23 protein-coding genes are annotated in these 23,040 nt (G+C 54.5%); 9 read left to right on the top strand and 14 right to left on the bottom strand.

The features are described 5' to 3' along the window. The first annotated feature begins 4 nt into the window (after positions 1-4). A complete protein-coding gene (locus LOC67_RS26495) occupies positions 5-664 on the top strand; it encodes an RNA polymerase sigma factor (protein WP_230265870.1) in 660 nt (219 codons plus the stop codon). Further along, a complete protein-coding gene (locus LOC67_RS26490; RefSeq protein WP_230265869.1) occupies positions 664-2,913 on the top strand; it encodes a hypothetical protein in 2,250 nt (749 codons plus the stop codon). Before LOC67_RS26495 ends, LOC67_RS26490 begins: the two co-directional genes overlap by 1 nt. A gap of 70 nt (positions 2,914-2,983) precedes the next feature. On the opposite strand, the gene LOC67_RS26485 is transcribed toward LOC67_RS26490, so the two are convergent. The 7 genes from LOC67_RS26485 to LOC67_RS26455 all read right to left on the bottom strand — a co-directional run bounded on the left by LOC67_RS26485 (position 2,984) and on the right by LOC67_RS26455 (position 8,855). Beyond that, positions 2,984-3,553 carry a sigma-70 family RNA polymerase sigma factor gene (locus LOC67_RS26485; RefSeq protein ID WP_230265868.1) on the bottom strand — a complete coding sequence of 190 codons (570 nt, stop codon included), beginning with the start codon at positions 3,551-3,553 and terminating at the stop codon, positions 2,984-2,986. Positions 3,554-3,687: 134 nt separating this feature from the next. Further along, positions 3,688-4,551, bottom strand: a complete 864-nt coding sequence (locus tag LOC67_RS26480) for a RimK family alpha-L-glutamate ligase (RefSeq protein WP_230265867.1) — start codon at positions 4,549-4,551, stop codon at positions 3,688-3,690. A 45-nt stretch (positions 4,552-4,596) separates the two neighbouring features. Next, the gene (locus LOC67_RS26475) at positions 4,597-5,211 is read right to left on the bottom strand and encodes a hypothetical protein (protein WP_230265866.1); all 615 of its coding nucleotides are present in this window, start codon (positions 5,209-5,211) and stop codon (positions 4,597-4,599) included. An 86-nt stretch (positions 5,212-5,297) separates the two neighbouring features. Next, a complete protein-coding gene (locus LOC67_RS26470) occupies positions 5,298-5,900 on the bottom strand; it encodes a hypothetical protein (protein WP_230265865.1) in 603 nt (200 codons plus the stop codon). 260 nt (positions 5,901-6,160) lie between these two features. Then, positions 6,161-6,703, bottom strand: a complete 543-nt coding sequence (locus LOC67_RS26465) for a hypothetical protein (protein WP_230265864.1) — start codon at positions 6,701-6,703, stop codon at positions 6,161-6,163. Between the two features lie 141 nt (positions 6,704-6,844). Then, a complete protein-coding gene (locus LOC67_RS26460) occupies positions 6,845-7,768 on the bottom strand; it encodes a hypothetical protein (RefSeq protein WP_230265863.1) in 924 nt (307 codons plus the stop codon). A gap of 40 nt (positions 7,769-7,808) precedes the next feature. Next, complete coding sequence (locus tag LOC67_RS26455) at positions 7,809-8,855, bottom strand: VWA domain-containing protein (RefSeq protein ID WP_230265862.1); 1,047 nt, start codon at positions 8,853-8,855, stop codon at positions 7,809-7,811. Between the two features lie 551 nt (positions 8,856-9,406). On the opposite strand from LOC67_RS26455, the gene metK reads away from it, so the two are divergent. Both metK and LOC67_RS26445 read left to right on the top strand, forming a co-directional pair. Then, positions 9,407-10,531, top strand: a complete 1,125-nt coding sequence (gene metK, locus LOC67_RS26450; RefSeq protein ID WP_410001183.1) for a methionine adenosyltransferase — start codon at positions 9,407-9,409, stop codon at positions 10,529-10,531. A gap of 255 nt (positions 10,532-10,786) precedes the next feature. After that, positions 10,787-11,644 carry a metallophosphoesterase family protein gene (locus tag LOC67_RS26445; protein ID WP_230265860.1) on the top strand — a complete coding sequence of 286 codons (858 nt, stop codon included), beginning with the start codon at positions 10,787-10,789 and terminating at the stop codon, positions 11,642-11,644. 194 nt (positions 11,645-11,838) lie between these two features. Here LOC67_RS26445 and rplL read toward each other — a convergent pair whose 3' ends face one another. The 4 genes from rplL to LOC67_RS26425 form a co-directional block, all read right to left on the bottom strand. Continuing rightward, a complete protein-coding gene (rplL, locus tag LOC67_RS26440; protein ID WP_230265859.1) occupies positions 11,839-12,252 on the bottom strand; it encodes a 50S ribosomal protein L7/L12 in 414 nt (137 codons plus the stop codon). Positions 12,253-12,317: 65 nt separating this feature from the next. Further along, entirely contained in the window at positions 12,318-12,848 is a 531-nt protein-coding gene (gene rplJ, locus LOC67_RS26435) for a 50S ribosomal protein L10 (RefSeq protein ID WP_230265858.1), read from the bottom strand. A gap of 41 nt (positions 12,849-12,889) precedes the next feature. Next, positions 12,890-13,567: a 50S ribosomal protein L1 gene (gene rplA, locus LOC67_RS26430; RefSeq protein ID WP_230265857.1), complete on the bottom strand. Its 678-nt coding sequence runs from the start codon at positions 13,565-13,567 to the stop codon at positions 12,890-12,892. A gap of 280 nt (positions 13,568-13,847) precedes the next feature. Next, positions 13,848-14,321: a CinA family protein gene (locus tag LOC67_RS26425; RefSeq protein ID WP_230265856.1), complete on the bottom strand. Its 474-nt coding sequence runs from the start codon at positions 14,319-14,321 to the stop codon at positions 13,848-13,850. 190 nt (positions 14,322-14,511) lie between these two features. Between LOC67_RS26425 and LOC67_RS26420 the strand changes: the two genes are divergently transcribed. After that, entirely contained in the window at positions 14,512-15,354 is an 843-nt protein-coding gene (locus LOC67_RS26420) for a hypothetical protein (protein WP_230265855.1), read from the top strand. A gap of 37 nt (positions 15,355-15,391) precedes the next feature. Here LOC67_RS26420 and LOC67_RS26415 read toward each other — a convergent pair whose 3' ends face one another. Next, complete coding sequence (locus LOC67_RS26415) at positions 15,392-16,252, bottom strand: hypothetical protein (RefSeq protein WP_230265953.1); 861 nt, start codon at positions 16,250-16,252, stop codon at positions 15,392-15,394. A 267-nt stretch (positions 16,253-16,519) separates the two neighbouring features. Between LOC67_RS26415 and LOC67_RS26410 the strand changes: the two genes are divergently transcribed. The 3 genes from LOC67_RS26410 to LOC67_RS26400 all read left to right on the top strand — a co-directional run bounded on the left by LOC67_RS26410 (position 16,520) and on the right by LOC67_RS26400 (position 19,550). After that, positions 16,520-17,104 (top strand): hypothetical protein, encoded by a 585-nt coding sequence (locus LOC67_RS26410; protein WP_230265854.1) that lies wholly within the window; start codon positions 16,520-16,522, stop codon positions 17,102-17,104. Between the two features lie 86 nt (positions 17,105-17,190). Then, positions 17,191-18,789: a radical SAM protein gene (locus LOC67_RS26405; protein ID WP_230265853.1), complete on the top strand. Its 1,599-nt coding sequence runs from the start codon at positions 17,191-17,193 to the stop codon at positions 18,787-18,789. Then, positions 18,786-19,550 (top strand): prolipoprotein diacylglyceryl transferase, encoded by a 765-nt coding sequence (locus LOC67_RS26400; protein WP_230265852.1) that lies wholly within the window; start codon positions 18,786-18,788, stop codon positions 19,548-19,550. The genes LOC67_RS26405 and LOC67_RS26400 overlap by 4 nt, the downstream gene beginning before the upstream one ends. On the opposite strand, the gene LOC67_RS26395 is transcribed toward LOC67_RS26400, so the two are convergent. Together LOC67_RS26395 and LOC67_RS26390 are read right to left on the bottom strand one after the other, a co-directional pair. Next, the gene (locus LOC67_RS26395) at positions 19,539-20,378 is read right to left on the bottom strand and encodes an MBL fold metallo-hydrolase (RefSeq protein ID WP_230265851.1); all 840 of its coding nucleotides are present in this window, start codon (positions 20,376-20,378) and stop codon (positions 19,539-19,541) included. The genes LOC67_RS26400 and LOC67_RS26395 overlap by 12 nt on opposite strands. Before the next feature lie 299 nt (positions 20,379-20,677). Then, positions 20,678-21,859: a hypothetical protein gene (locus tag LOC67_RS26390; protein WP_230265850.1), complete on the bottom strand. Its 1,182-nt coding sequence runs from the start codon at positions 21,857-21,859 to the stop codon at positions 20,678-20,680. A 499-nt stretch (positions 21,860-22,358) separates the two neighbouring features. Here LOC67_RS26390 and LOC67_RS26385 point away from each other — a divergent pair, with 499 nt between their 5' ends. Continuing rightward, positions 22,359-23,027 carry a HEAT repeat domain-containing protein gene (locus tag LOC67_RS26385; RefSeq protein WP_230265849.1) on the top strand — a complete coding sequence of 223 codons (669 nt, stop codon included), beginning with the start codon at positions 22,359-22,361 and terminating at the stop codon, positions 23,025-23,027. The last annotated feature ends 13 nt before the right edge of the window (positions 23,028-23,040 follow it).

The following is a 23,040-nucleotide window of genomic DNA, read 5'->3' as shown; positions in this document are numbered from 1 at the left end:
TTCGATGTCTCAGTCAAACGAACCACAGCGATCACCATCGGATCAAGATGGGCGATGCGCCGAAGGTTCGTCGGCAGACTCCCAGTCAGATGCCCAGGCAGCACCGTTCAAGGAAGGAAATCAGTTGCAGGGCAGTCAGATGCAGGCGGGGGAGCAGTTGCAAGCCGGTGAGCTTGTGCGTCGGCACCAACGAGGCGTCTGGCGATACTTGCGAATGCTCGGTTGCGACGAGTCGACAGCGGACGATCTGACGCAGGAGACGTTTCTTCGGGTGCTTCGGCGAGATGACTTCGTTCAACATAATGACGGGGCGACGGCGGGTTATCTTCGTCGCACCGCGTACAACTTGTTGGTGTCACGGCACCGAAAGTTAGGGCGAATGCAAACGATCGCCGAACCGGAATTACTAGACGAAACTTGGGATCGTTGGGCCGGCAAGGACCTTTCGGGTGACTCCGCAGTCGAAGCACTGCAAGAATGTTTTGAGCGTTTAACTGAGCGAGCACAAATTGCTTTGCGAATGCGTTTTGATTCCAGTGCGAGCCGGGTCGAAATCGGTGAAGCTCTGGGGATAACCGACCACGGTGCACGCAACTTGATGCAGCGGGCTAAACAACAGCTGCGAAACTGTGTTGAAGAAAAATTGCAATTGTTGGAAGAGTAATGTCGACTTCGGATCAACCTAAACTGAACTCTCACGATGATGCCGATCCAGTGATCGACGCATTGTTGATGGAATTCATCTCGGGTGATGCGAAGCGACGCTTGCAACCACCCGATCTTTCCGACGCTATCTTAGCGAAGCTCTCTAGCGATGACGTCGTCAGTCGGGATGTTGAAAACGCAACTGAAGATTCGTCCGATAGTGATCGCGTTTCTATGTTGCCGTTGCCCAATCCTGGCAGCGGACGTCGGCGATTGGGGGTTGATGGACAACCGCTGCCTCCGCCGGTCCATAGCCAGCAGCCTTCCAGTTCAGACGACGCCAAGGCGATCGACGATAGCGACCCTGTCGTCGATGTACTGTTAAAAGAGTTCATTGCGCTTGATCCAAACAAGCGTACCACGCCTCCAGATCTATCAGAATCGATCCTTGCTCGACTGAACGATTCGGCTGTCGTCCCAGCGAGAAATCATCAACCGTCGTATCGATACGGGCTGGTGAAAACGCTGTCGGCTGTTGCAGCGTTCGCCGCTAGTATTCTTGGTGTGATTTATCTGGGGCCATTCACTAACAAAGCGATCGCACCAAAGGATGCCGAAGTCAGTTCGCTCGTTGGCTCGCCATCGCCGAACGTGACAGATTCGTCGCCAGAGATACCGATGCTGGCCGATTACGATGTTGATGATCGGCAACCGATCGAGCCTCGGCCGGGAGTTAACCCGGGAATTCGGCTGGATCTGCCAGAGTCAAATTTGACCGATAGCGATTTGATCTCAGACGCAAACAGCCTTGCCACTGGTGACACCGATACAAGCGACCTGAATACAACTGCATTGCCTAGTGATCGTGTCGTGGTCGGGCATATCGAGCTTATGGCAACGACGACCGAATCGATCGCCAGAGAGTATTGGAAGTCAGTCGGAGTTCAGCCGACACCGCGGGCGTCGGATGCTGAGCTGGCTGCGCGTTTGCAGCAGCGCCTCGGCATTCAATTGCCAACGGACGCAATGGCGGACCCGCAGCGATTGCGTGATGAATTTGCTAAGTCAAACCATGCACGCGAAATTGCGAAGCGTTGGTTGGCACTATCGGCTGATTGGAATCTGGGTGCGATCGACAACGAACAAAATCAACCTCTGCTCGATGAGTTGACCGAAGGGGTTTCGGGACAAGTCCCGATGGATGTGACATTGGTCGGTTTGATTTCCGGCGAAAGTCAGCATTCAGGTCAGTGGTATCAAGTGATCGGACGCGACGGAACCGAAGGTATCGCTCGCCGTTTGGCCGGCATTTCGATGAATGCGGATCTTCGATGTGTTCGTTGCCATGACTCGATGATCGGTCGTAGCGGAACACAGGATGATTACTGGTCCTTCGTTGCGATGATTCGAAGTTTTGTACATCGTGACAATGACCATTGGTCTGTCCAGTCAGTTGGAAAACCCGTTCCGACCTTCTTCGAATTGCTAGACGGACGCCAACGTCTTGCCGTCCCGAAAGTTAGCGAGCACCTCGCAGGCAAGAAGCCGATGGATGATTTCCATGCTTGGAGCGAAACGCTTAAAGGGAGTCAGCAGCTCGCCGCAAGCATCGTTGATTCGCTTTGGAAACTGGTCCATGGGCGTCCTCTACAGCCTTCTCCTGTCGATGCGCTGGCTCCACCGGTAGACGATCATTTGAACCGTCTGCATCAACAGTTGGCTCGCGACCTACAAGAGAGCAACTTTGATTTGGCACGGACGTTGTCGCTGATCGTTTCGTCTCCGATGTCAACACGCAGTGTTCCACAGCAGCTTCGTGGTGATGCGTTGCTGACAACCAGTGATAAAGATCGCAGTCAAGCGTTGGAGCTTGTCACCGCGTTTGCCGCAGCGGTAGATGCCCCTGCATCATCGCGACATGATCGGATCGAAGTCGCGATGCGACGTGTCGGTGGCAGGTTAGTCGATGATGGGACCTTGCTGGCTCAACCCGTTTTGGTGAGTCCGACATCTCGCGAAGTCGCAAATGCCAACAAGCCCAAGCTTAGTCGCGAAGATAAGATCAGCGTCGATTTTCCTGGTGAAGATGCATCGCTGCCGGTTTCTTGGATTCAATCAATCGATGATTTCGATCAGCAGGTGCAGCATCTCGTCTATCTTTCCGGCGGACGCCGTGTTCCTGAGAATGTCACCGAAGCTGCAAAGCGTTTACGTCAGAACAGTGACGACGATGCCGCACTAAGTCGCATCTGGTGGATCTTGCGATAGCGGTTCTGGTTCTGCTGGTCGACTGTAGCTTGTTTGCGTTAGCAGGATTATACGTCCGTGAAGAGACGATCTAGTCTTTCAAAAATTGATACAACTTCGCTCGCGCTAAACGCCAGTCGCGTTCGACTGTTCCTTCGCTGACTTCAAGCACCTCGGCGGTCTCTGGGATCGATAGTCCTGAAAAGAATCTCAGCTCGACGACTTCACGTTGACGCGGTGATTCTTGTTCAAGTGAATCGAGTGCCGAATTGAGATCTTCAAATCGGCAGCCGTTGCTGGTTTCAAAGTTGTCCAGGACGACATCAAGTGATCCACGTTCGTACTCACCACCGCGTTTAACGGCACTGCGTTTTCTCGCGTGATCAATCAGGATCTGACGCATCGCACGATTCGCAGCGGCGAAGAAGTACCGGCGGTCGGTCGCGTTGCCGATGGCATTGGAATCGAGCAAGCGAACACAGGCTTCGTTAACAAGCGCCGTCGCCTGCAATGTGTGATCGGCTCGCTCACGCCGCATCAATGCCGACGCCATCTGTCGCAACTCGGATTGCAGTTGTTGGAAAAGTTGTTCTTTTACAGACTCGTTGCCGCTGCCTAGTTCACGCAGTAGCATCGATACATCAGGTGAAGGCTGATTCATTTCTGCAATTCCGGTTCTTGGAGCGTTGTGTCTGATGCGTCGCGAATAAGGGCGTTTCGTGACAAGGGATCGAGCAAATGATAACGGATGGGACTGGCAACGCGATAAGTTACCGCTGACCAGTAGCGATCTTGTTAGCGGACCAAGAAGCCGAGGATCTGGTCGGCAAGTTTGTTCTCGCTGGCGTCATCGAATGCGACAAACATCGGGAAAGAATTGACTTCTAGGAATACTGGTTCATCGAAGCCGCGGCGGCAGCGGAAATCGAGTGCACAATAGTCAAAGCCCACCTGTTCAATGAAACGCGTGATCGGATCACGAAGTTCGATCGGCACATCCACTTGGTGAACGGTGACAGCTTCGTCAGTACGATAGTCAACGGCGTTGGTTTCTAGATGAAACGCCGTCAATATTCCGCCGATGCTAAAGACACGAAGGTTTTCACCATCGAGTTTTTCTTGAACGAACTGTGGTGGCAATTGAGCCAAACGTTCGGGGGCATATTGGATCGAACGGACTGCCATGGCATGGTCACCACCGGAAAGTGGCTTGATGATCGTTGCGTCCGGATCCGGATGGCTAGCCAGCGGAGTTGTGTCTCCGATCACGGTCGTGTTTGGAATCACGAAGCCGATCTGTTGAGCGAGTCGTAAGTTGCGAGATTTATTGTTCGAGTCGCCTGCGCTCGAACGGTTCAGCCACCGAATCGATGGCCACGCTTGGACGAAAGATTCGCATAGTTCGAAAGCGGCATGGTTGACCGTCGGTTCCCCAGCAAAGACGTTGAATCGCAAGTAGACTGCCTCTGGTTGAATCGATCGATCGCCTAGATCAATGATGGGGCGTTCGAAATCCCAAGCGATTTGCCGAGCATGTTCGAGGTCGGTATCCCAAAACAGATAGTCGATGTTTCTGAGATGGGCTTGGTCAACGATACGGCATGTGTTCGGATCGCTTTCGCCACCGACAATTAGCAACGGGCATCGATCGGCATCCATGTCTGGCAGCCTCTTGCAAAGGAATAAACGAGAGTGAATTGGCGATTACCAGCGACGAAAGCCTTTCCAAGGGCTGCTTCGTTGAAGCCAGCGACTCGTATCAGGGACAGAACGCCGCGTCGATTCCTCGCCGATGGCTCGCGTTGTCACCTGTGCAGGCGGAGTCCCCTGTGATTCTTCACCGAAAGCAAGCGTTGTCGCTTTGCCGGGTGTTTTGTATTGGGGAGGCTTTGTGCAAGACTGTTCTTCGCCCCATGCACGGGTTGTGACACTTGGTGGTTGGATGCTGGGCGATTCTTCACCGACTGCCATCGTCGTCGGATAAGGCGGCGACGGACGCGATTCTTCACCGACAGCCAGTGTTGTCGGTTTGGACTCTTCACCGCCGCGTTCGGTGGTCGGCAAGCGTTTGGGGGTGCCCAAATCGTCTTTCGATTTGGGGTCACCTGGCTTGGGATCCAACGGCGGGTTGCCTTCTTCACCAAGTGCCATCGTCGTCATTCGCGGCTGTTGTGCGTTTGCTTCACCAAGCAATTGATAGGCCGCCGCAGAGGTTAGTCCTGCGACAACGGCGGCACGTAAGAAGCTGCGTCGACCGATCCGACCGGCGCGTTGTTCGCTAACGAGCAAATCGATCGTTTGAGGTTCGTGTTCGTTCATGGGGATGCTCAATAGGTTCGGTGGGTGATTGAAGTTAGACACGCCCGAAAATATCGAGCGTGTCCGGCGAATGGATGAAGGGGTGACTATCGGCGTCGCATGATGCGTCCGCGAATGACGGTCGAGCGCGGCGTGGATCGTTGGATCATCGATGAAATGGTTCCTCCACTGTAGCCGCTGCTGTAGCTTGACCCGTTGTTTGGAACGTAGCCGTTGGAATAGCCTCGGTCATCGATTGCTTCGGATGAGGAACGTCCATAGGTTCCCCAGGTGCGGGTTTGGGCGTTCGATCGGGCGTTCGCCCAGTTGCCGTTTGCGATTGCGTTGCTGTCGCTTCGGCTGAATCCACCAACGGTTCGGGCTACGGAAGTGGAATGTGATCGGGCTCCCCAGCCGTTTGCCGACGAGTTGCCACGACTGATCGCGACACCACCGTGTGAGATCGCGGCACTGCGTCCGCTGGCGAATCCGCCGTTGCGTCCGTCACCGGTCATGGTCGATCGGGCGTAACCGCCACCGGTTGCCATTGCACCCGAATGCAGTCGAGTGTTGCCGCGGCCGTAAGCGCTCGAGATTGCGGTTCCGCCGGTCGAGTAGCTTGAGGAAGTCACCTGAGCATCGACGTTGGTGGCGGTTGTCATTGCGGTCAAGAGAGCTGCTGCGGCGAACAATTTTGTGAAGCGTTTCATCGTCAAGGTTCCTTCGATTTGAAAAAGTAGGTCGTTTACTGGCAAGTGTGTTGCGGTGTGTTCCAACCGCTTTCACAAACACTTGCGTTGTTGGCAGGTAGACCCCTTAAAGCTTTCTGAAAGTTTTCTTTTCTGTGGTGCCGTTGGAATCTCGAGCAAGGCACCGCTCGAAAACGAAAAATGCCTCCTGGTGTGTTCGCACCGGAGGCATCGTGTCGATCGGTTGTTGAAGCCGACGTCGCAAATGAATTGAGTCAGGCTTAGCGTCGGAAACGTCGAATGTTACGGTTGTAGAAGTTTTGACCTGAAGGCTTTTGAAAGTTCACCGTCCGACTCTTGGAATACGTGTTGGTGCGGTTTCCAAATCCGGTCGAGCTGCTGCCGCCGAAGACCCTGCCGTTCGAAGTGGTTCCGGTCTGTCCGCCACTGATCACACGGCGGTTTCCGCCCTGAGTCACGACACCGCCATGGCTGATGTGGGCTCCACCGCGACCGATGTTGAGTTGGACATTGTGGGCTGCCCCAAGCGGTCCTCCGCCGACGCCAACTGAGTTGCTTAGTGCGATTCCGTTGGGGCCTGCCCCTACAGCGAATCCGTGTCCGAAGTCGACACCGTTTTTACTGCTGCTGCGGCTCTTTCCGAATTGCAGTAAGCCTTTGGCGTTTGACCCCGCTCCGACCCGTCCGCGACCGACATCCACCCAGGAACCGGCGGATTGAGCGGAGGCATTCGAAGCGATAAAGCCGGTTGCCAAGAGGGTGAAGAGAAAAGCGACTTTGGTTTTGGTGGTGAGGATCATCATGTCTTCCGAGTGGCTGAGGGTGCGGTTGGTGTTTTCAGCGGCTTGTTTGCCTGACACCCAGACCTGCGGAACAGGCTGCAGGATCCCTCAAATGATTCTCGGAAAAAGTTGCGGTCCAAAATACGTGGCCGCGAAACCTCGCTAGGGTAGGTCCGGATGCCAAGTCGGAGCCGAATGCCGGAGGCACAGTTCCAGCTCTTTGGCTTCATCGGACATGCCGAGCCGCTTTGCCGTTACCAACATCGAAATCAACGGTCCGGCCTGTAACGCCATCGGAAGTTTTTCCCATTGCGATTTCCAATTGCTCCACTCATCACGAATTTCAGTAGGAGACTTGGATTGCCAAAGCAACTGAGACGCAATCATTGCCACGGCGGGATGTTCGTTCTGCTTGGCCAGTCTTGCCAGGGCGACTTCGGCAGCCGGTCGATATTTGGGAGATCGCAATAGCCAGCTTGCCGCGACAAGTTTCACAGCGAGCGATTCCGATGCGGCCATCTTGGTCGCCGAGTCGAATAGGTTTGGATCGGTGCTCCCATTCCAATCAACTGGCAGCAACCCCATAACAAAGGAAGGCATGGGGCGCGCATCAAGTTGTTTGACGAGTTCGAGTGCGATCTCGCCTCGCCCGCTTCGCATGGCCGCTTGCGATGCCAACATCGAAAGCCATTGCTGACGCCAAACCGGAGGTCGTTGGTCGGGGTCGGGTTGGCTGACACATTCAATCAGTCCCGTCAGCGATTCGGTAAAACGCTTTTCCTTGAACGCATCGATCGCCGTTTTTTGACTTTCAGGAACGCTGGTGAGTTCAGCATGGATCAGGCGTTCAATGGCGAATCGTTCTGGAACGGATTGTCCGCTGACGAGGATCGAGATCTGTCGCTCGTCAATCTGATCGATGGTGCCGCTATAAGTTTGAAGCGGTTTTGGAAACCAGGTTGCTCGATCTGCGGAATCGCTCGTCGGTTTACTCGGTTCGAGCTGGATCCGGTGTTGGGCATTCACTGGTATCGCAAGTAAGGCAACCAGCATTCCCATTTGGGAGGCCATTGTGTGCAGAGACATTGATTGGCGAATCATTCAAGGCGGTACGACTTGTCTGGTACTACTGGTTTGGCAATGACTGTTGAAATTGATTGACATCAACGTATTGGTATTGCCCTTCGTTCATCTCCGCAAGTTCACGAAGAAACGTTCCAGGATCGGGAGCGGGTTTGTTGCCGAATTCGATGGTGTGGATCGTTGTTCCGGATCGCTGCGCTCGATCGGCAATCGTCAACATCTCTAACTTGGAAAGCCTCGGGATGTGTGCATCGGTAAGAAAAAAGATCACATCCGGAGATAGTCGCAGCGCCATCAACAGGGCGCCTTTGTGCTTCGTTCCACCGAACGCACGAATGGAGTTGACGTAGCGTTCTGCTCGTTCGATGTTGCTTTCGGTGCCTTCGACCATGGTCAGCGCCATCCCCGAAGGTTGGAAAGGTTTGACGTTCTCGTTGTAAAAGATGATTTGAAATTTTTGGTGTTCTGAAAGCGATTTCAAACTGCGGATCAGTTCGGTCTTGGCACGTTGAAGTGGCCGACCACCATAGCCATTCATACTGTCGCTTCGGTCAAACACATAGACGAATCGTGAGCCGGTTCCGGAGACACCGAAGACTTTTGCGGTCGTTTCGGTTCCCAGCTTTCCGATGGGTTTCGATCCAGATCCCTCACCAACCGAATCGCCATCGAGTTGCGTGTCACCGGCGATTCCAGAGCCACTTAGTGGGGCCGGAGTGGATTCCATTGCCGACAATATTCCGGTCAAGTCGATCGGCGGACTGAGGTCAGCCGGTGGTGCTGCAGCAGCGGCCGCTGCTGCAGTGGTTGACGCATCCTGATCGGTTTTCGAATCCGGGGTCGGTTGAACTTCTTGATAAGTATCGCGGTCGGGTAATCGATGCACCATTGCGATTCCGATCGGGCGATCCGGTGCATCGCCGGAACCTTTGGGGACCGATTGAATGGTCATGAAGATGGCAACGAGCGCTACTAAATGTAGTCCCAGCGAAAGCAGCATCGGCGGTGTCGAGCGAGTGCGAACCTCGGGTATTTCGGCGTTTTTAATCGCCGCTTCATTTGGCGCTCGAATGACTTTTTTCTGCGACACGGATTTCTGCGACACGGAGCGTGAATTCTCTATCGGACGATAATGAAGCAGTTAGCGACTGTTTGTCTATGGATGAGGCCAGTGTTTATCGATCGGCCCAGTCGGAAAGCAACCGTTTTTGAACACCGACAGGTGGATTTAACAGTACCGAAAACTCGTCTTTCCATCCGCAGTCATTTCGTCAGCGATTCCCGCTCCAACGAAGGTATTGCCCGGAAAATATTCGGCTGGAAAACCAACCGGAGATCAGTCTGATGTGGTTCTCAGGAATGACGTTTGAAATTAGGTTATGTCGTTTGAATGTCCCATTGTAACGTCAACCATTGGGCTGCGAAAAAACCATTGGGCCGCGAATCAAGACTGGGCCGCGAAAATACGCGGTGATTGTGATTGCCAAGCGTGTGGCACTTCCTGCCAAACTCTTTGTCTGTCACATTGTCCCTCTGGCTAATGAGACTCCATTCGGGGGTCTGTAGCCGATCGTTATGCCCCTATCCCGGAGTCACATTGTGAGCGAAGCTCGTTTTCTGTTTACCAGCGAATCTGTCAGCATGGGGCACCCTGATAAGCTCGCTGACCGGATTTCTGACGCCATTCTCGACGCCTTGTTCGAACAGGATCCGATGAGCCGGGTCGCTTGCGAAACGATGGTGACCACGGGCGTCGCGATCATCGCTGGTGAAATCTCGACCGAAGCGAAGGTCAATTACGCCGATATCGTCCGCCAAACCATCAATGAAGTCGGCTACACCGATGATCAGATGGGGATTTGTGGCGACACCTGTGCCGTCATGGTGACCCTTGACACACAAAGCCCTGACATCGCCCAGGGTGTTGACTCCGATAGCGGCAGCGGAAAAGACATCGGCGCTGGCGACCAAGGGTTGATGTTCGGTTACGCATGTAAAGACACCCCTGAGTTGATGCCGTTGCCGATCGCGCTATCGCACCGCATCATCAACCGCATCACCGAAGCTCGCTTCAACAAAGAAGTCTCTTGGTTGCGTCCGGATAACAAAAGCCAGGTCACTGTCGAATACGTCGGCAACAAGCCTGTCCGAATTGATACCGTTGTGGTCAGTGCTCAGCACGATCCCGATGTTAGCAACGAAGACATCCAAAAATTCATCATCGACGAAGTCATCAAGCCTTCGTTGCCTGCCGAGCTGGACAAAGGCGACATCAAGTACCACATCAACCCCACCGGGAAGTTTGTGGTCGGCGGGCCTCATGGTGACTGCGGCCTGACCGGACGAAAAATTATCGTCGACACCTACGGCGGTTGGGGCCGCCACGGCGGTGGTGCGTTCAGCGGCAAGGATCCAACAAAGGTTGACCGCAGTGCTGCTTACATGGCTCGATACGTTGCCAAGAACATCGTTGCAGCCGGACTTGCCGAACGCTGCGAAGTTCAGTTGGCCTACGCAATTGGCGTCAGCGACCCCGTCAGTGTTCACGTTGATACCGAAGGCACCGGGACTGTTGCGGACGAAAAACTCTGCGAATTGGTGCGTGAGCACTTCCCGCTTTCGCCAGCTGGCATCATCGAGCACCTGAAGCTTCGCCGACCAGTGTTCAAGGCAACGACTTCGGGTGGTCACTTTGGCCGCGAAGGCGATACCTTCACCTGGGAAGCAACCGATAAGGCAGACGCGCTCGCCGCTGCTGCCAAGTAATCGCCGCTGCTGCTAGATAAGCATTTTCAACTTTCCTGGCGGAGCGATTCTCGCTCCGCCAGATATCAACCGCGAAGCCTGTGCTTGCGGTTCAATTGGAAACCGTCCGCTGTCCGTTTCGGCTCGCTTGCCGCTCGATAGCACTTCTTCTTATAACTTTGGTTTCCAAGGGGCTCCTGCCGTCTTGCGGTCGGAACCCGGTTCTGCCGCACCTCCGCGAAAAGCAATTTAGCTTCGCAGCAAGTCGTACTGCTTATGACCAATCCACCTACAGTGTTTACCGGGCGAGGCCAAAGTGCTGTCGGTCCGGCGGCGTCGGTGCAGTTGGCGTGGTCATCCGATATTCATCTTAACCATGCAAATTTCGCTGCCTGGGATCGATGGGTGGCGATGCACCAGCGCAGCGAACTGTCAGGGTTGTTGATCACTGGAGACCTTTCCGAAGCTGAAGACGTGTATTTTCAGCTCAGCCGGATCGCTGAAGAGTTTAACCTTCCGATTTACTTTGTTCTGGGCAACCACGACTACTATGGTTCATCGGTTGCTGCGACGCGCCGGATGGTAACGTCAATGACTCGGAACCAGCCGAGTTTGGTCTATTTGACTGATAGCGCACCGCTGGAGATAACTCGCAATTGCTATCTCGTCGGCGATGATGGCTGGGGCGATGCGACGGTGGGTGATTATGACAATTCGCCGGTCAGGCTGAATGACTTCGCGCTGATCGAAGACTTCTACAAGATTGACCCGGTGAACTGGCGCGCAAAGCTAAGTGAGCTTGGTGGGGATTCCGCATCGCGTTTGGAATCGAAGCTCCGCTCAATACCACCGTCTGCGGAGGTGGTTCACGTCGCAACCCACGTTCCCCCGTTTCGTGAGGCTTGTTGGTACAACGGTCAGACGACAGATGATGATTGGGCGCCGTTTTTTGTGTGTGGTCACATTGGTGAAGTGCTGCGGAGCTTCGCCGAAGAGCGGCCAGACGCTCAAGTGCGCGTGTACTGCGGGCACACCCATAGCTGCGGTGTTGCAAAAGTGCGTGAGAATTTGGTGGTGTACACCGCAGGTGCAGACTACGGCGAACCGAAGGTCGAGCGTGTGATTTCGGTCTAGTTTGGTTGGGTGTTTCCGACGCATTGGACCGATCTGACGGATCCGACCGATTCGGATCCGACCGATTCGGATCGGTCTGGCTCCGTCATTCCCAGCGCGCAAACAAAAACCCTGTCTGGCAACGATGCCAAACAGGGTTCTTGAGTGTACAACCGATCGGGAATTCGAGCGATCGAGCGGGGTGGTAGTTCGAACTACTTGAGTTCGACTGAACCACCTGCCTCTTCGATCTCGGCTTTGATTTTTTCGGCTTCTTCCTTTGGAGCAGCTTCTTTGAGGGTCGCAGGAACGCCTTCGACCATCTTTTTGGCTTCCATCAGCGAAGCGCCGGTCAGGTTCTTGACGACCTTGACGACGTTCAGCTTTTTGTCGCCGAAGCCGGTCAGGACGACATCGAACTCGGTCTTTTCGACTTCTGCTTCAGCAGCGTCGCCAGCCGGTCCGCCTGCGACCATCACAGCTCCGCCAGCAGCTGGCTCGATGCCGTGAACGTCTTTCAGGTAGTCGCTCAGTTCTTTGGCTTGTTTCAGGGTCAGTTCGGCGATCTTATCGCCCATCGATTTGGTATCGTCGCTGTATTCAGCAACAGCTGCACCTTCTTCACTCATGACAGGTTTCCCTTGTTAAACGAATAATCGGTTGTAGGTAAACGTTAGGGTTCGGTATTGGCGAACTACTCGTCGCCTTCGCCTTCGCTGATTTTCTTCAGCTGGCTGTTGAGCATCTTTCCAGGACCCAGCATGGCGGCGGACAACGTCGCTCCTGGGCCAAGGATTTGGCCGACGAGGGTCGCAATTTGTTCTTCACGGCTAGGCCATTTGCTAACGGCTTTCACGCCGTCGGCATCCAAACGTTCGCCATCCATCACGCCGCCTTCGGCGACGAACTTGGCGTACTTTGTTTCGTCTTTGTCCAAGCGGACAACTTCTTTGACCAGCGAGACAAAGTCTTCGCCGCCAAAGCAAACGGCAATAGAGCCGCTAGCGCCTTCAAAGGCGGGGGCCAAGTTGGTTCCCTCGGCGGCGCGGCGGGCGAGAGCCTTTTTCACGACAAACATCGTGATGTTCTTTTCGGCCAACTCACCGCGTAGTTCGTTCGTCGTGTTCGCGTCCATCCCCACGCAGCTGACCAGGACGGCGTCTTCCACGCCATCCAATCGCCGCTTGATGTCGCGGGTCACGAGGTCTTTGACGTACTTACTCATCGAATCGATTCACGGATACAAGGAAAGCGGAGACAGATCGACTAACAAGTCACACGCACACTGGGACTCATTGTTCCACAGATCGCAACACCTTTGAGGTAGGTGCCTTTAACGGTCTGAGGCTTCAGGCTGTCGACAAACTTTATGAACGCATTGATGTTGTCGACCAACTTCGAATCTTCGAAGCTCATCTTGCCGACCATTGCGTGGACGTTACCGCCCTTGTCATTACGGAATTCGACTTTACCCGCTTTGTACTCCGAGACGACCTTGGCGACGTCCGGGGTGACGGTTCCAGCACGTGGGCTGGGCATCAAGCCACGAGGACCAAGGACACGTCCGAGTGGACCGACCAGCCCCATCATGTCGGGAGCAGCGATACAGACATCAAAATCTGTCCAGCCGTCTTTGATCTTCTTGGCGAGGTCTTCTTGGCCGACTTCGTCAGCACCTGCCTCTTCAGCAGCTTTAGCTGCATCGCCTTTGGCAAAGACGACGACGCGTTGTTGCTTGCCGATCCCGTGCGGAAGTACCAGCGAACCACGGACGATCTGATCGGCCTGGTTAGGATCGACACCCAGACGCATGTGGACTTCGACAGTTTGGTCAAACTTAGTCGAGTCATACGTCTTCAGCGTCTTGACGGCTTCGTCAAGAGGCAACAGTGCGGATGGTTGTTTAGCGAGCGCGGCGCGATACCGCTTTGATTTCTTACCCATATGGTCACGAGCCTTGTTAAAAGGTCGGGTGGTTTTAGCAAAATCACCGGGCCCGAGGAAACGCCTCGGCGGCAAATTCTCCCACTTCCCAAGCAAACACAAACAGCTGGCCTGCCGGGGAGCGAAGAATATGCGTCCACACTCCCTTACCGTCAACGCCAATTTGCCTTTTTTTGCATTTTGCGTAAGGGCTTTTGGAGACGTCAGGACGGCTTGGACCCCGAAACAGCCTGTCGAACTTTGATGATCGGTTCAGATATGCTGGCGAGGTGATCGAAAATTACAACTCCAGCAGCAATTCCAGGACCCGCATTGCTGCCTCGCGTTGTCGCGCAACACGCTTGGGTTTTGCCAGTTCGATCTGGACGATTTTTGGGGCGTCGCCTCGGCGGCAAAGTCCGATGTAGGCAAGCCCGTCGAAACCTTCGGGGGCGTTAGGGCCTAAGTGTCCGGTGATGGATGCGGCAATATCGGCATGCGGTGTTCGCTGCATCACGCCGGTAACCATTTGGTGTGCAACCGGAGCGCTGACCGCGGTATGCTCGGCCAGCGTGTCTTCGGCAACGCCGAGCCAGCTACGCTTGGAAGCTTCTTGGTAAACGACCATCGATCCGGCCAAGTAGGCCGAAACGCCGGGGATCGTCGCGAGCGTGGCCGCGATCAAGCCGCCAGTGCAGCTTTCCGCTAGCGCAAGCTTTTCCTCTCGTTCGGCAAGGCGTTTGTAGACGTGTTCGGCTAATGTGTTGATGTCCATGCAGGAGTCCTAGAGGGCTGCGGCTTTTCGGGGTGACCGGCATGCAATGCTTGGGTTTGCCCTTTCAATCCCAACCGGCGACGGGCTTCTTGCATAAAGTTCGGCGATTTCAGTGGCGGATCACTAATGTCGCTGTGATATCGTGGTCGGCGGAATCGAAATCGTTTGCCGCGAATCATCATCGACAAAGATGGAACACGCAACTGACACATCTCACCTGGGTAAGATCTCGCCGATCAAGCAAGTCCGTGGGCGTGCATTGTCGTTGGGTTTCACTTTGGCGAGCAATGTCTTTCTGATGCTTGTCCCGATCGCGATCGGATTTGTCGGCTCGTTGCTGCCGCTGGTGCTTGCGGTGAATGTATTTGGTTCACTGGATGTCAAAACATTCGCGGCAGTCCTGTCGCTATCGGTCCTGACAACCGTCGTCGCTTTGGTCATCTGGGCAACGCGTTTCCCAGAGTGGCCGATGAATCTTTGGCTGGATTCTCGTCTTCGTCGGCGAGTTCTGAATCGGTTTAAGGAGACAGGCTCGAGTTTCGATGTCAGCTGGGTCGGTGAAGTACCGATGTGCGAGTATGTTCGTCGTGATTCGATGCAGGCGGTGGTGCTGCCCAAGTTGGAATCTGCTTCGGACATCGCTTTGGTTCGCATTACAGCGGACGGTTTGGTCATGGAAGGAGACCGGGCCCGATACGATTTCCCAGCAGATTCAATCCTCGGTGTTTCCGTGAAGACGATCCGGCCGTCTGGCTGTTTTCACAAGCTGCACTACGTCCATGTATTTGTGCGAACAGAAAAGGGGACCGACGAGTTCCCCATTTCGCGACGCGATTGCCCTTTGGGACGGTTGTCAGTGAAGAAACGCCACGAAGATGCTGTGAAGCTTGCGGCGCAAATCGAGAAGATCGCTAAGGGTGCCGAGTGTGAAATGTGGGACCCTGATTATCAGCATCGTGAACTTGCCGTTGATGGGCAACGTCATGATTCGCAGTGCATCAATCCCTATGCTGCACCGTCGGCAGTTCTTTAGAAACACGGTGTACTTTAGAAACACGGTGTTCTGCTGATCAATCGGGAAAGTTCACTCGGTGTTTGTTCTGTTCGTAGAACTTCGTGATGTCCAGCGATTGGCGACGTTCCTCTTCCATCAATTGAATGCGTGCTTCCAAGCGTTCAATGCGACGCGCCATCTGTGGAATAAGCTCGTTGGTTTCGTCGATCGGTTGAGGTTTGGGGACGGTTGGGTATCCAAGGTGTCGTTGCAACGCACTAAATAGATACAGCGGGTCTTTGCGGCGATTGGCAAATGCGATTCGTCCTTCTTTGTCGCCGAACAAGCAGGTGACTTTGTTGTCAGCTGATGGGCTGTCTTCGCCTCGTTTGCCTGCGGCTTTCAGTTTGGCGCGATAGTTTTCGCTTGCCAGAAATACAAGGTCGGCGAAGTCAACCAATCCGATTTCTGCACGCAGTTTGAGAATCCAGCTGCTCCAGGTGTCATCGAAAATCGGGTCACCGCTCATCGCGGTCAGTCCCAAGTCGTAGCTCAGTCGGTTTCGGCAAAGCACTTCAAATTGATAGAAAAACATTCCTGCCGGTGATGCATCAGCGACGCGGTACTCTGCCTCTGATTGCATGATTTTGAATGCGGTATGCATCATGAATCGCCCCGTATCCAGTTCGCTTTGGTCAATCAGGAACGTTTGGAAGGGCGTGAAGTAATGCGACAGTTGGTGCATTGCTGGGCCAAGCAGTCCTGAGTGTCTCACTTCGGTAAGCAAGTACTCCATCGCCATCGGAAGTCGCGTTGTGGCTAGCACCTCGTGACGAAGTTGTTCAAGCAGATCTTGAATGGGCGAACGCGTGCCCGTCTGCTCGTGAAGTAGGCCGAAAAGATGAGATTGCTCGACATACTCCTCACGCTCGAGCACTGGTGCTCGCGTGAAGGCCGCACGCGCGTTGGCGGGGCGTCGAACGGGGCTTGGATTGGATGGTCGTCGCATGATAGATAGATTAACAACCCAGGCGAAGCTTTGGCCACCATGCTACCTCCAGCTGTCCCCTCGGCCGGACGGTTGTGCCGATGTCCGCGAACGGGTTCGCAAGATACAGGTTATTCAAAACACGGTATCTTAGATTCGTCACATTTTAGAGCTGGGGCGTCGTACCCTGTCGATTTGAACTACGCGAGATCCGCCATGTCGAATTCAGATGAAGAGTCCAATCCATACCAATCCGCGTTGGATGTTGGCGATTCAGCTGTGACACCGGTCGAGCGAAGCCAGATGGATTTTCCGGGCAAGATGAAGACTGTCGGTATCGTCGCGGCGATTAGCGGCCTGTTGATGCTCGGGGTCTTAGGTGGTGCCAGCAACATGGGTGAATCGATGATCCTTTTGCTGATCATCGTCTGGGGTGGCAGTTGCACTTTGGTGTCGGCGTTATTGCCGGGGACGCCTGTGCGCAAGATTACTCGGGCGATTTTCGGATTCGCCTTAGCGTTTCCCTTCTTCATTCTCTACATGACGGTTTGTGGCTTTGTCACCGTCGTCACCGCGATCTCTACATCGGCTGAGTCGTTCGCATTTGGGCTTGGTTGTATCACCGCACACATTGTCGTTTTATTGATCTTCGCGGTCACCGTCCGGGGCATCGCGAGACGACTGGATACAGGCAAGCCGACCTATGCGATGGAAGCGTACGAAGAAGACGCTTGGCCGACTTTGCCGGGGACGCCGAAAGGTTCAAGCGATTCCCCAAATGCTCCGCCAAAGTCATCATAGCCGTTCTTCGTCCAATGCCATGAGTTCGTGCCGTATCGCATGCCGCGATAGAGCTGAAGTTCGCCATTTAATTTTCAGAACACGCAATGAAACACTTGGACCGAAAACCGGCGTTTGACCAACGGCCTCGCGCTGAGCATGTCATGCTTGGGACGACAGATTCGCTATGCCCTGAATGTATGGACGTTGTGTCTGCAAAGATTATCGTTCGCGGGAAACGAGTCTACTTTCGCAAGCGATGCCCGCAGCATGGCGTGCGTGAAGACTTCGTCTGTAGCGATATCGATTGGTGGGATCGAGGTGAAGGGCATACCGCAAGTGTTCTGCCAATCTCTCGAAGTACGGAAAGTAACAAAGGCTGTCCGCACGATTGCGGACTCTGCGAAGAGCATGAGCAGCACACCTGTATCGGACTGGTCGAGCTAACCGACCGATGTAATTTGACATGCCCAATGTGTTTTGCCAGTAGCACGCCGCACGGCAAAGACCATTCACTTGAGCAGATCATCGCCGCACTGGATCGGTTGGTCGAATGCGAAGGCCATGCCGAAGTTTGTCAGTTGTCGGGGGGCGAACCGACGTTGCATCCGGAATTCGAAGCCGTCGTTCAGGAAGCACTTGCCCGGCCGATCGACTACGTGATGATCAACACCAACGGAATACGCTTCGCCAAAGACGCTTCTTTGGTGCAGCGGTTGGCTGAGCATCGTGACCGGCTGGAAATCTACCTTCAATTCGATGGCGACGATCGTGACACGGTATCGCGACTGCGTGGCGAAGATCTAATCGATCAAAAACGGCGTGCACTCGATCGGCTTCAAGAGGCGGGGTTGAACGTCACGTTGGTGGCAACTTTAGTCGCGCCGCTACCCGATCGGTTTTATGAGTCCTTGTTGCAAGAGGCTCTAACGCGGCCCAATGTAACTGGACTGAGTTTGCAGCCGGCAACGTACAGCGGGAGACACTTAGAGGCCGACGAATTGGAAGATCGAGTCACATTTCCTGATGTGATCAATGGTTTGGCCGAAGCGTCATCAGGAATGATAACGTCGACTGACTTTGCGCCACTGCCTTGCGCCCACCCGAACTGCCATCAGATCTTGCTTGCTGCCCGAGATGCTGACCGTCTTGTCCCGCTCTCAGGGGCGGCACCTGTTGCTGAAAATCTGGATTTGATCGCTGGCGGTATTAGCTTTACGCCGGACCGGGCAAAGCAGTTGATCCAAGTTTTCTTGTCGCGGGCAAGTCACTGCGGTAGCGATTGTGATTGCGGGGATGTCGTTTCGTTGACTTCATTAGGCGATCGGCCCTCCGGAAATGTTAGCGACCAATCGGGTTCTGGGTTTGATCCCGTCTTAGATCGGTTCTTCGCAAAGGTCTTGTCCGGTGAAGCGAGCGCGCGAGATATGTTCCGCATCACGATCACCAGTTTCTTAGATGCGTATAACTTTGATGTTCGGCAGCTGATGAAATGCTGCACCCACCACGTGTTGCCCAGTGGTCACGTGGTTCCCTTCTGTGCCTACAACACGTTGTATCGACCAGGGCATCTGTCGTTGCCGCCGTTGAAAACAGAGCTTTCAGTGTCGCCTCAGGGGCAGGTCGATCAGGGGCAGGTCGATCAGGGGCAGGTCGATCAGGGGCAGGTCGATCAGGGGCAGGTCGATCAGGGGCAGGCCGAATGATCGATTGGGGGCGAGTCGGCTACGCTGCGTTTATGGTGATTGCCACATGCATTGCCGGCGTGATCTATCGACGTCATCGTGGCCCCAGTCAAATGAATTCTGTTCAGCGTTGGGGTGTCGCGATCGGTGGGCTGGTCGGCGCGACATTCGCTGCCAAAGTACCGTTCATCATCGGCGCTTCGCCTGAATTCGGTTTCTTTGGTGTTTGGATGAGCGACGGAAAGACCGTGCTTTGGGGACTAGCAGGCGGCTACGTGGGCGTCGAGGTCGCCAAATGGTCGCTGTACGTCAAAGAACGCACCGGCGACCGATTTGTCATTCCTGTGGCGGTTGCCATCGGTGTCGGCAGATTGGGATGTCTTTGCAACGGTTGTTGCTACGGGATTCCGACGGGCGGGGCTTGGGGGATCACATCACGCATGGCCAGTTCGCCGGAAGTTTTGCGGCATCCCGCGCCACTTTATGAATCGGTCTTTCACTTGGCTTTTGCCGCAATCGCGTTTTATGGCCAAGGCAAACGGTGGTGTCGTCAACAGTGGATGTTGATCTATTTAATTAGCTACTGCGTGTTTCGCTTTGTCAGCGAGTACTGGCGTATGGAACCCGACTGGATTTGGGGCCTGACCTTTTATCAAGTCAGTGCGGCAGTATTCGCGGTGTGTTTCGCGTCGATCTTGTTGTGGCGCAAAAGAACAGCACCGGTGGTGGCCGGTGCTGAATCAGAAGACGGTGGAGTAATCGTCAACCAACTAGATCCATAGCTTCATTCGACCATTCAGCATTCCCGGTAAAGCACGTTCGACCATCGTTTTAACTTGTCGATCGTGGTACCGAGTGCTGAGGTGTCCCGCGATGACCAGTTCGTTTTCGAAACGATCGCTCCGCTTTCGGTAATCGTCCACGTGCATGTGTCCATGCTTGTGGATTTTCTCCTTGCGATGTTCCGGGGCAACGAATGTCATCTCGCTGATCAGAATCTTGGATTTGTAAAACTCCGGATTGTTGTCCAGTCCGGGCGGTGAGGTATCGCCGGTGTAGGCAACAACGGGAACGCGAATTTCGGTACTGATTTCGGTGCCCGAAAGTTTTAGGTCACGAATTTCGGGACCGGACAGGCTGCTGAACTCCGGTTTTAGCTTATGACGCCTTTGGTATACGACAAAGCCGAGTGAAGTGATTGTGTGTCGCGTCGGTACCGCTTCGACTAGGTATTCGCGTCCGCATTCGATTTGGTCACCAGGCATCAGGCCGACCAGTTCACATGGCATCGGGCCTCGGTCGAGGCGGCGGAAGTTCTGTAGCATGTCCCACGCTTCGTCGACTGCGGAATCAGGAAGGTAGATCACCGGAGGATCCATCTTCATCATTCGGCGACGCGAAACATACGAGGGAAGTGCCGCGATATGATCCAGGTGCGCGTGTGAGATAAACAGTGTCGACGTTCCCATGAAGTCCCAAGGTTGGGCTCCGACATCGAACAGGATTTTCAGTTCGTTGATTCGCCAGCAGGTTTGTACCGCGGCGCGCGAGTAACCCTCGATCGTCAAACCGTCATGGTGGTGAGTGATCAGGGGGATGTTTTCGACCATGTTGATTCGTCGTTGGCGATCGCTGTTGTATCCGACGGGATCGCCAATTGTTTTCTCGTGAGTAATGGATAGGGGAATGGGAGACTGCCGTCTTCTGCGCCGGTCGCGTTAGGACGCCGGCGTCGTCAAAAGGGGCCGACGGGGGCGAGGCTGCTGCGCTTCGAAAGTGGTCGCTGCAAGCCCTAGGCGGTTCGGTGCAAGGTCGCGTCAACGTCAGGCGTTGTCTTTAGCGATCCACCTCTAGCGGTCCGGGGCCCCTTGGCGGTTTCAGTCGTGGCGATTGTAAATGCCAGAACCGTTTAGTCCCGTTGCGGCAAAACTAGCAATGTTTGCTCGGCCGCCTGGATCTTCAACGAAGACTTCTTTGCGATCAAGTGGACCAATTGCCAAAGCGTTTGATCTTTGGCTTCGAAAGAGATCAGATTGGTTAGCTCTGGGTTCGCTGTGGGGGCAAATTCGTAGTCCACCTTGGCCGTCGAAAACAGCTGCGCCAGCACCGCACCGGTCGGTTTATTGCTGACTGTCAGGGTGAACGTCCTCGAATCGTTTTTAAGCCGTTGTAGAGGATTCCCTTCATTCGTTTTCTCGGCAGCTGCGTCGTTCGCTTTGTCCTTTGTCTCAGACGCCAGCAATTGCGAAAAGAGTTCGCGGTGCGTGTCGAAGTCGGCGAGCAGGTTCGCACCATCTCGCTCGAGTCGAAGCTTTGCCGCAGGGTCACGTTGCCGTAGCTTTTCGAGTTGCGTTTTGACGTTTGGGAATCGGTAGCACCTTTCGAATTTGATTGCTTCTGCTTGTTTTGCTTCTAAATCTTGGAACTGTCCAGCGACCAAGGTAGCCGCAACCAGTGGGTTGATCTCGACGAGTGACGTTGCTGGCCAGAGGTCATGCGGCAAATCGGGCGTCAGGCCAAGTTGTGTGAAGCTCCGAGACACCACTTCGTGCGTCAAGTTTGAGCCTGTAGAGGCTTGCGAAAGGATCGCTTCGAAGGCGTCGTGAGGGGTGGTTAAGTCCGGCCAGTAAACACTGATCGTGTCCGATCGAAAATTAATTGGATCGTTTTGTTCAGGTGCCGAAGCAGCGGTTTGCAACAATTCTTGGGACAGCTTCGCGACCCACTGAGGTCTTCCGAAAAGGATGCAATTGTCGATTGGGTAAACCTTGCAGTTGACCGCCTCGGCGATTTTTTCCAGCGAAGCGAACCGGGTTGGTCCGAGATTGCCGGGTGAAACCAGGGTGTCTGGGTTGACTTTGCGGTCGATCCAGATGTTTAGATGGCGAGCCGGTTGGTCGCCGATGTCGCCGACCAACTGAACGGCGATGCGAAGAGATTGTCCATCAATTTGCCCACTATGTGGCTCCAATAGCCGCTGCACCAACGGGGCTCGTCGATCAGCATCATCCGCATGGCTGGCTTGGGCTGAAACGAAGCCTATCGCGACGGCGATCAGCCAGCGTATCGAAATGAGTGCGGATCGGTTCATTTGTAGCGGCGAAATCGAGGCATCTCTAATGGGTGGGGAGCACCGGGGTGTTGGCTAAGAACCAGCAAACTCGGAATTGTCCCGATGTCCGGCAACCAACAAACAGAACAGCATCCAATGCGTTTGGGTGTGTTGTGGATGGGCGTTGTTGCAACTAGACTCGGACCCATCAACTAGGTTTTGTCTGAAGACTGATGATTTGAAATGGTTTCGACGTGCGTTCCGGTAGAGCGAGCGGCGCTGACCGCAGTCTTTCGGACGATCATCGTGGCGAGCGACAACTGGATTACGTTTTCAGCTCGGGTTCAATGACTGTCCCGCTTAAAACGCCACCTCACGAAACGACCTAGCAAGCACTGCATGATGCAAAACGTTGCCGGAGAGTAGCTCCAACGAAGATGAAGAAAATCTTCGAGCGTTCGGTTGCCCGCCGCACCCGCACGCCTAGTATAACACGCGACTTGCACCTGGATTGCTCCTTAACTCGACGGAAGCCATTGTGACTTCACCTCTTGTGCGAACGCCCCGCTTGGCCACCGCCTATCGGCGCCTCCTGAACACGTCTGACGCCCCACAGTACGCCGCCGAAGTCAACGAACATTATTCACCCGCGACGCTTGCGCGATTGCTCGCCCAGGGTGATGTCGAATTGCGGCGAGCCGCCGCGATGGCGTTGGGCATGCTTGGTAATACACGATCGATCGAACCGCTCGGCCGCGCCTTGTGTGACCAGGACCGTGGTGTGCGATTGGTCGCGGATGATTCGTTCCGTGGACTGCTGTTGCGAGACGCTTCACCGACGCATCATCAGCAGCTTTTGAAGGTCATGCATTTGACCGATGGTGGTGAATATGCCGCGGCCTTGGCGCCGGCAATGATTCTTGCCGGTCAGGCACCGATGTATGCCGAGGCGCACTTTCAGTTGGCATGCTGTTGGCAAGGTTTGGACGATCACGCCAAGGCAGCTCAGTCGTACATTTCTTGCTTGTGGAGAAGCCGTTATCACTATGGCGCTTGGCAGGCTCTCGCCCGATGCCAGATGGTTGCGGGGCATTATCATGTCGCCGCGCGATCTTTAGAGCGTTGCTTGGACATCTCTCCTGACTGTGAAAGTGCCCGAGTTCAGTTGCGGTCATTGCGTCGCCATATGCGACGGAGTGACGTCTAGAGTCTTGCCATTT

Origin of the sequence: Stieleria sp. JC731 (genome assembly GCF_020966635.1) — a bacterium.
In the GTDB taxonomy this organism is placed as follows: domain Bacteria; phylum Planctomycetota; class Planctomycetia; order Pirellulales; family Pirellulaceae; genus Stieleria.
The sequence above is the reverse complement of the archived record's forward strand: the minus strand, read 5'-3'. Positions and strand labels throughout refer to the sequence as shown.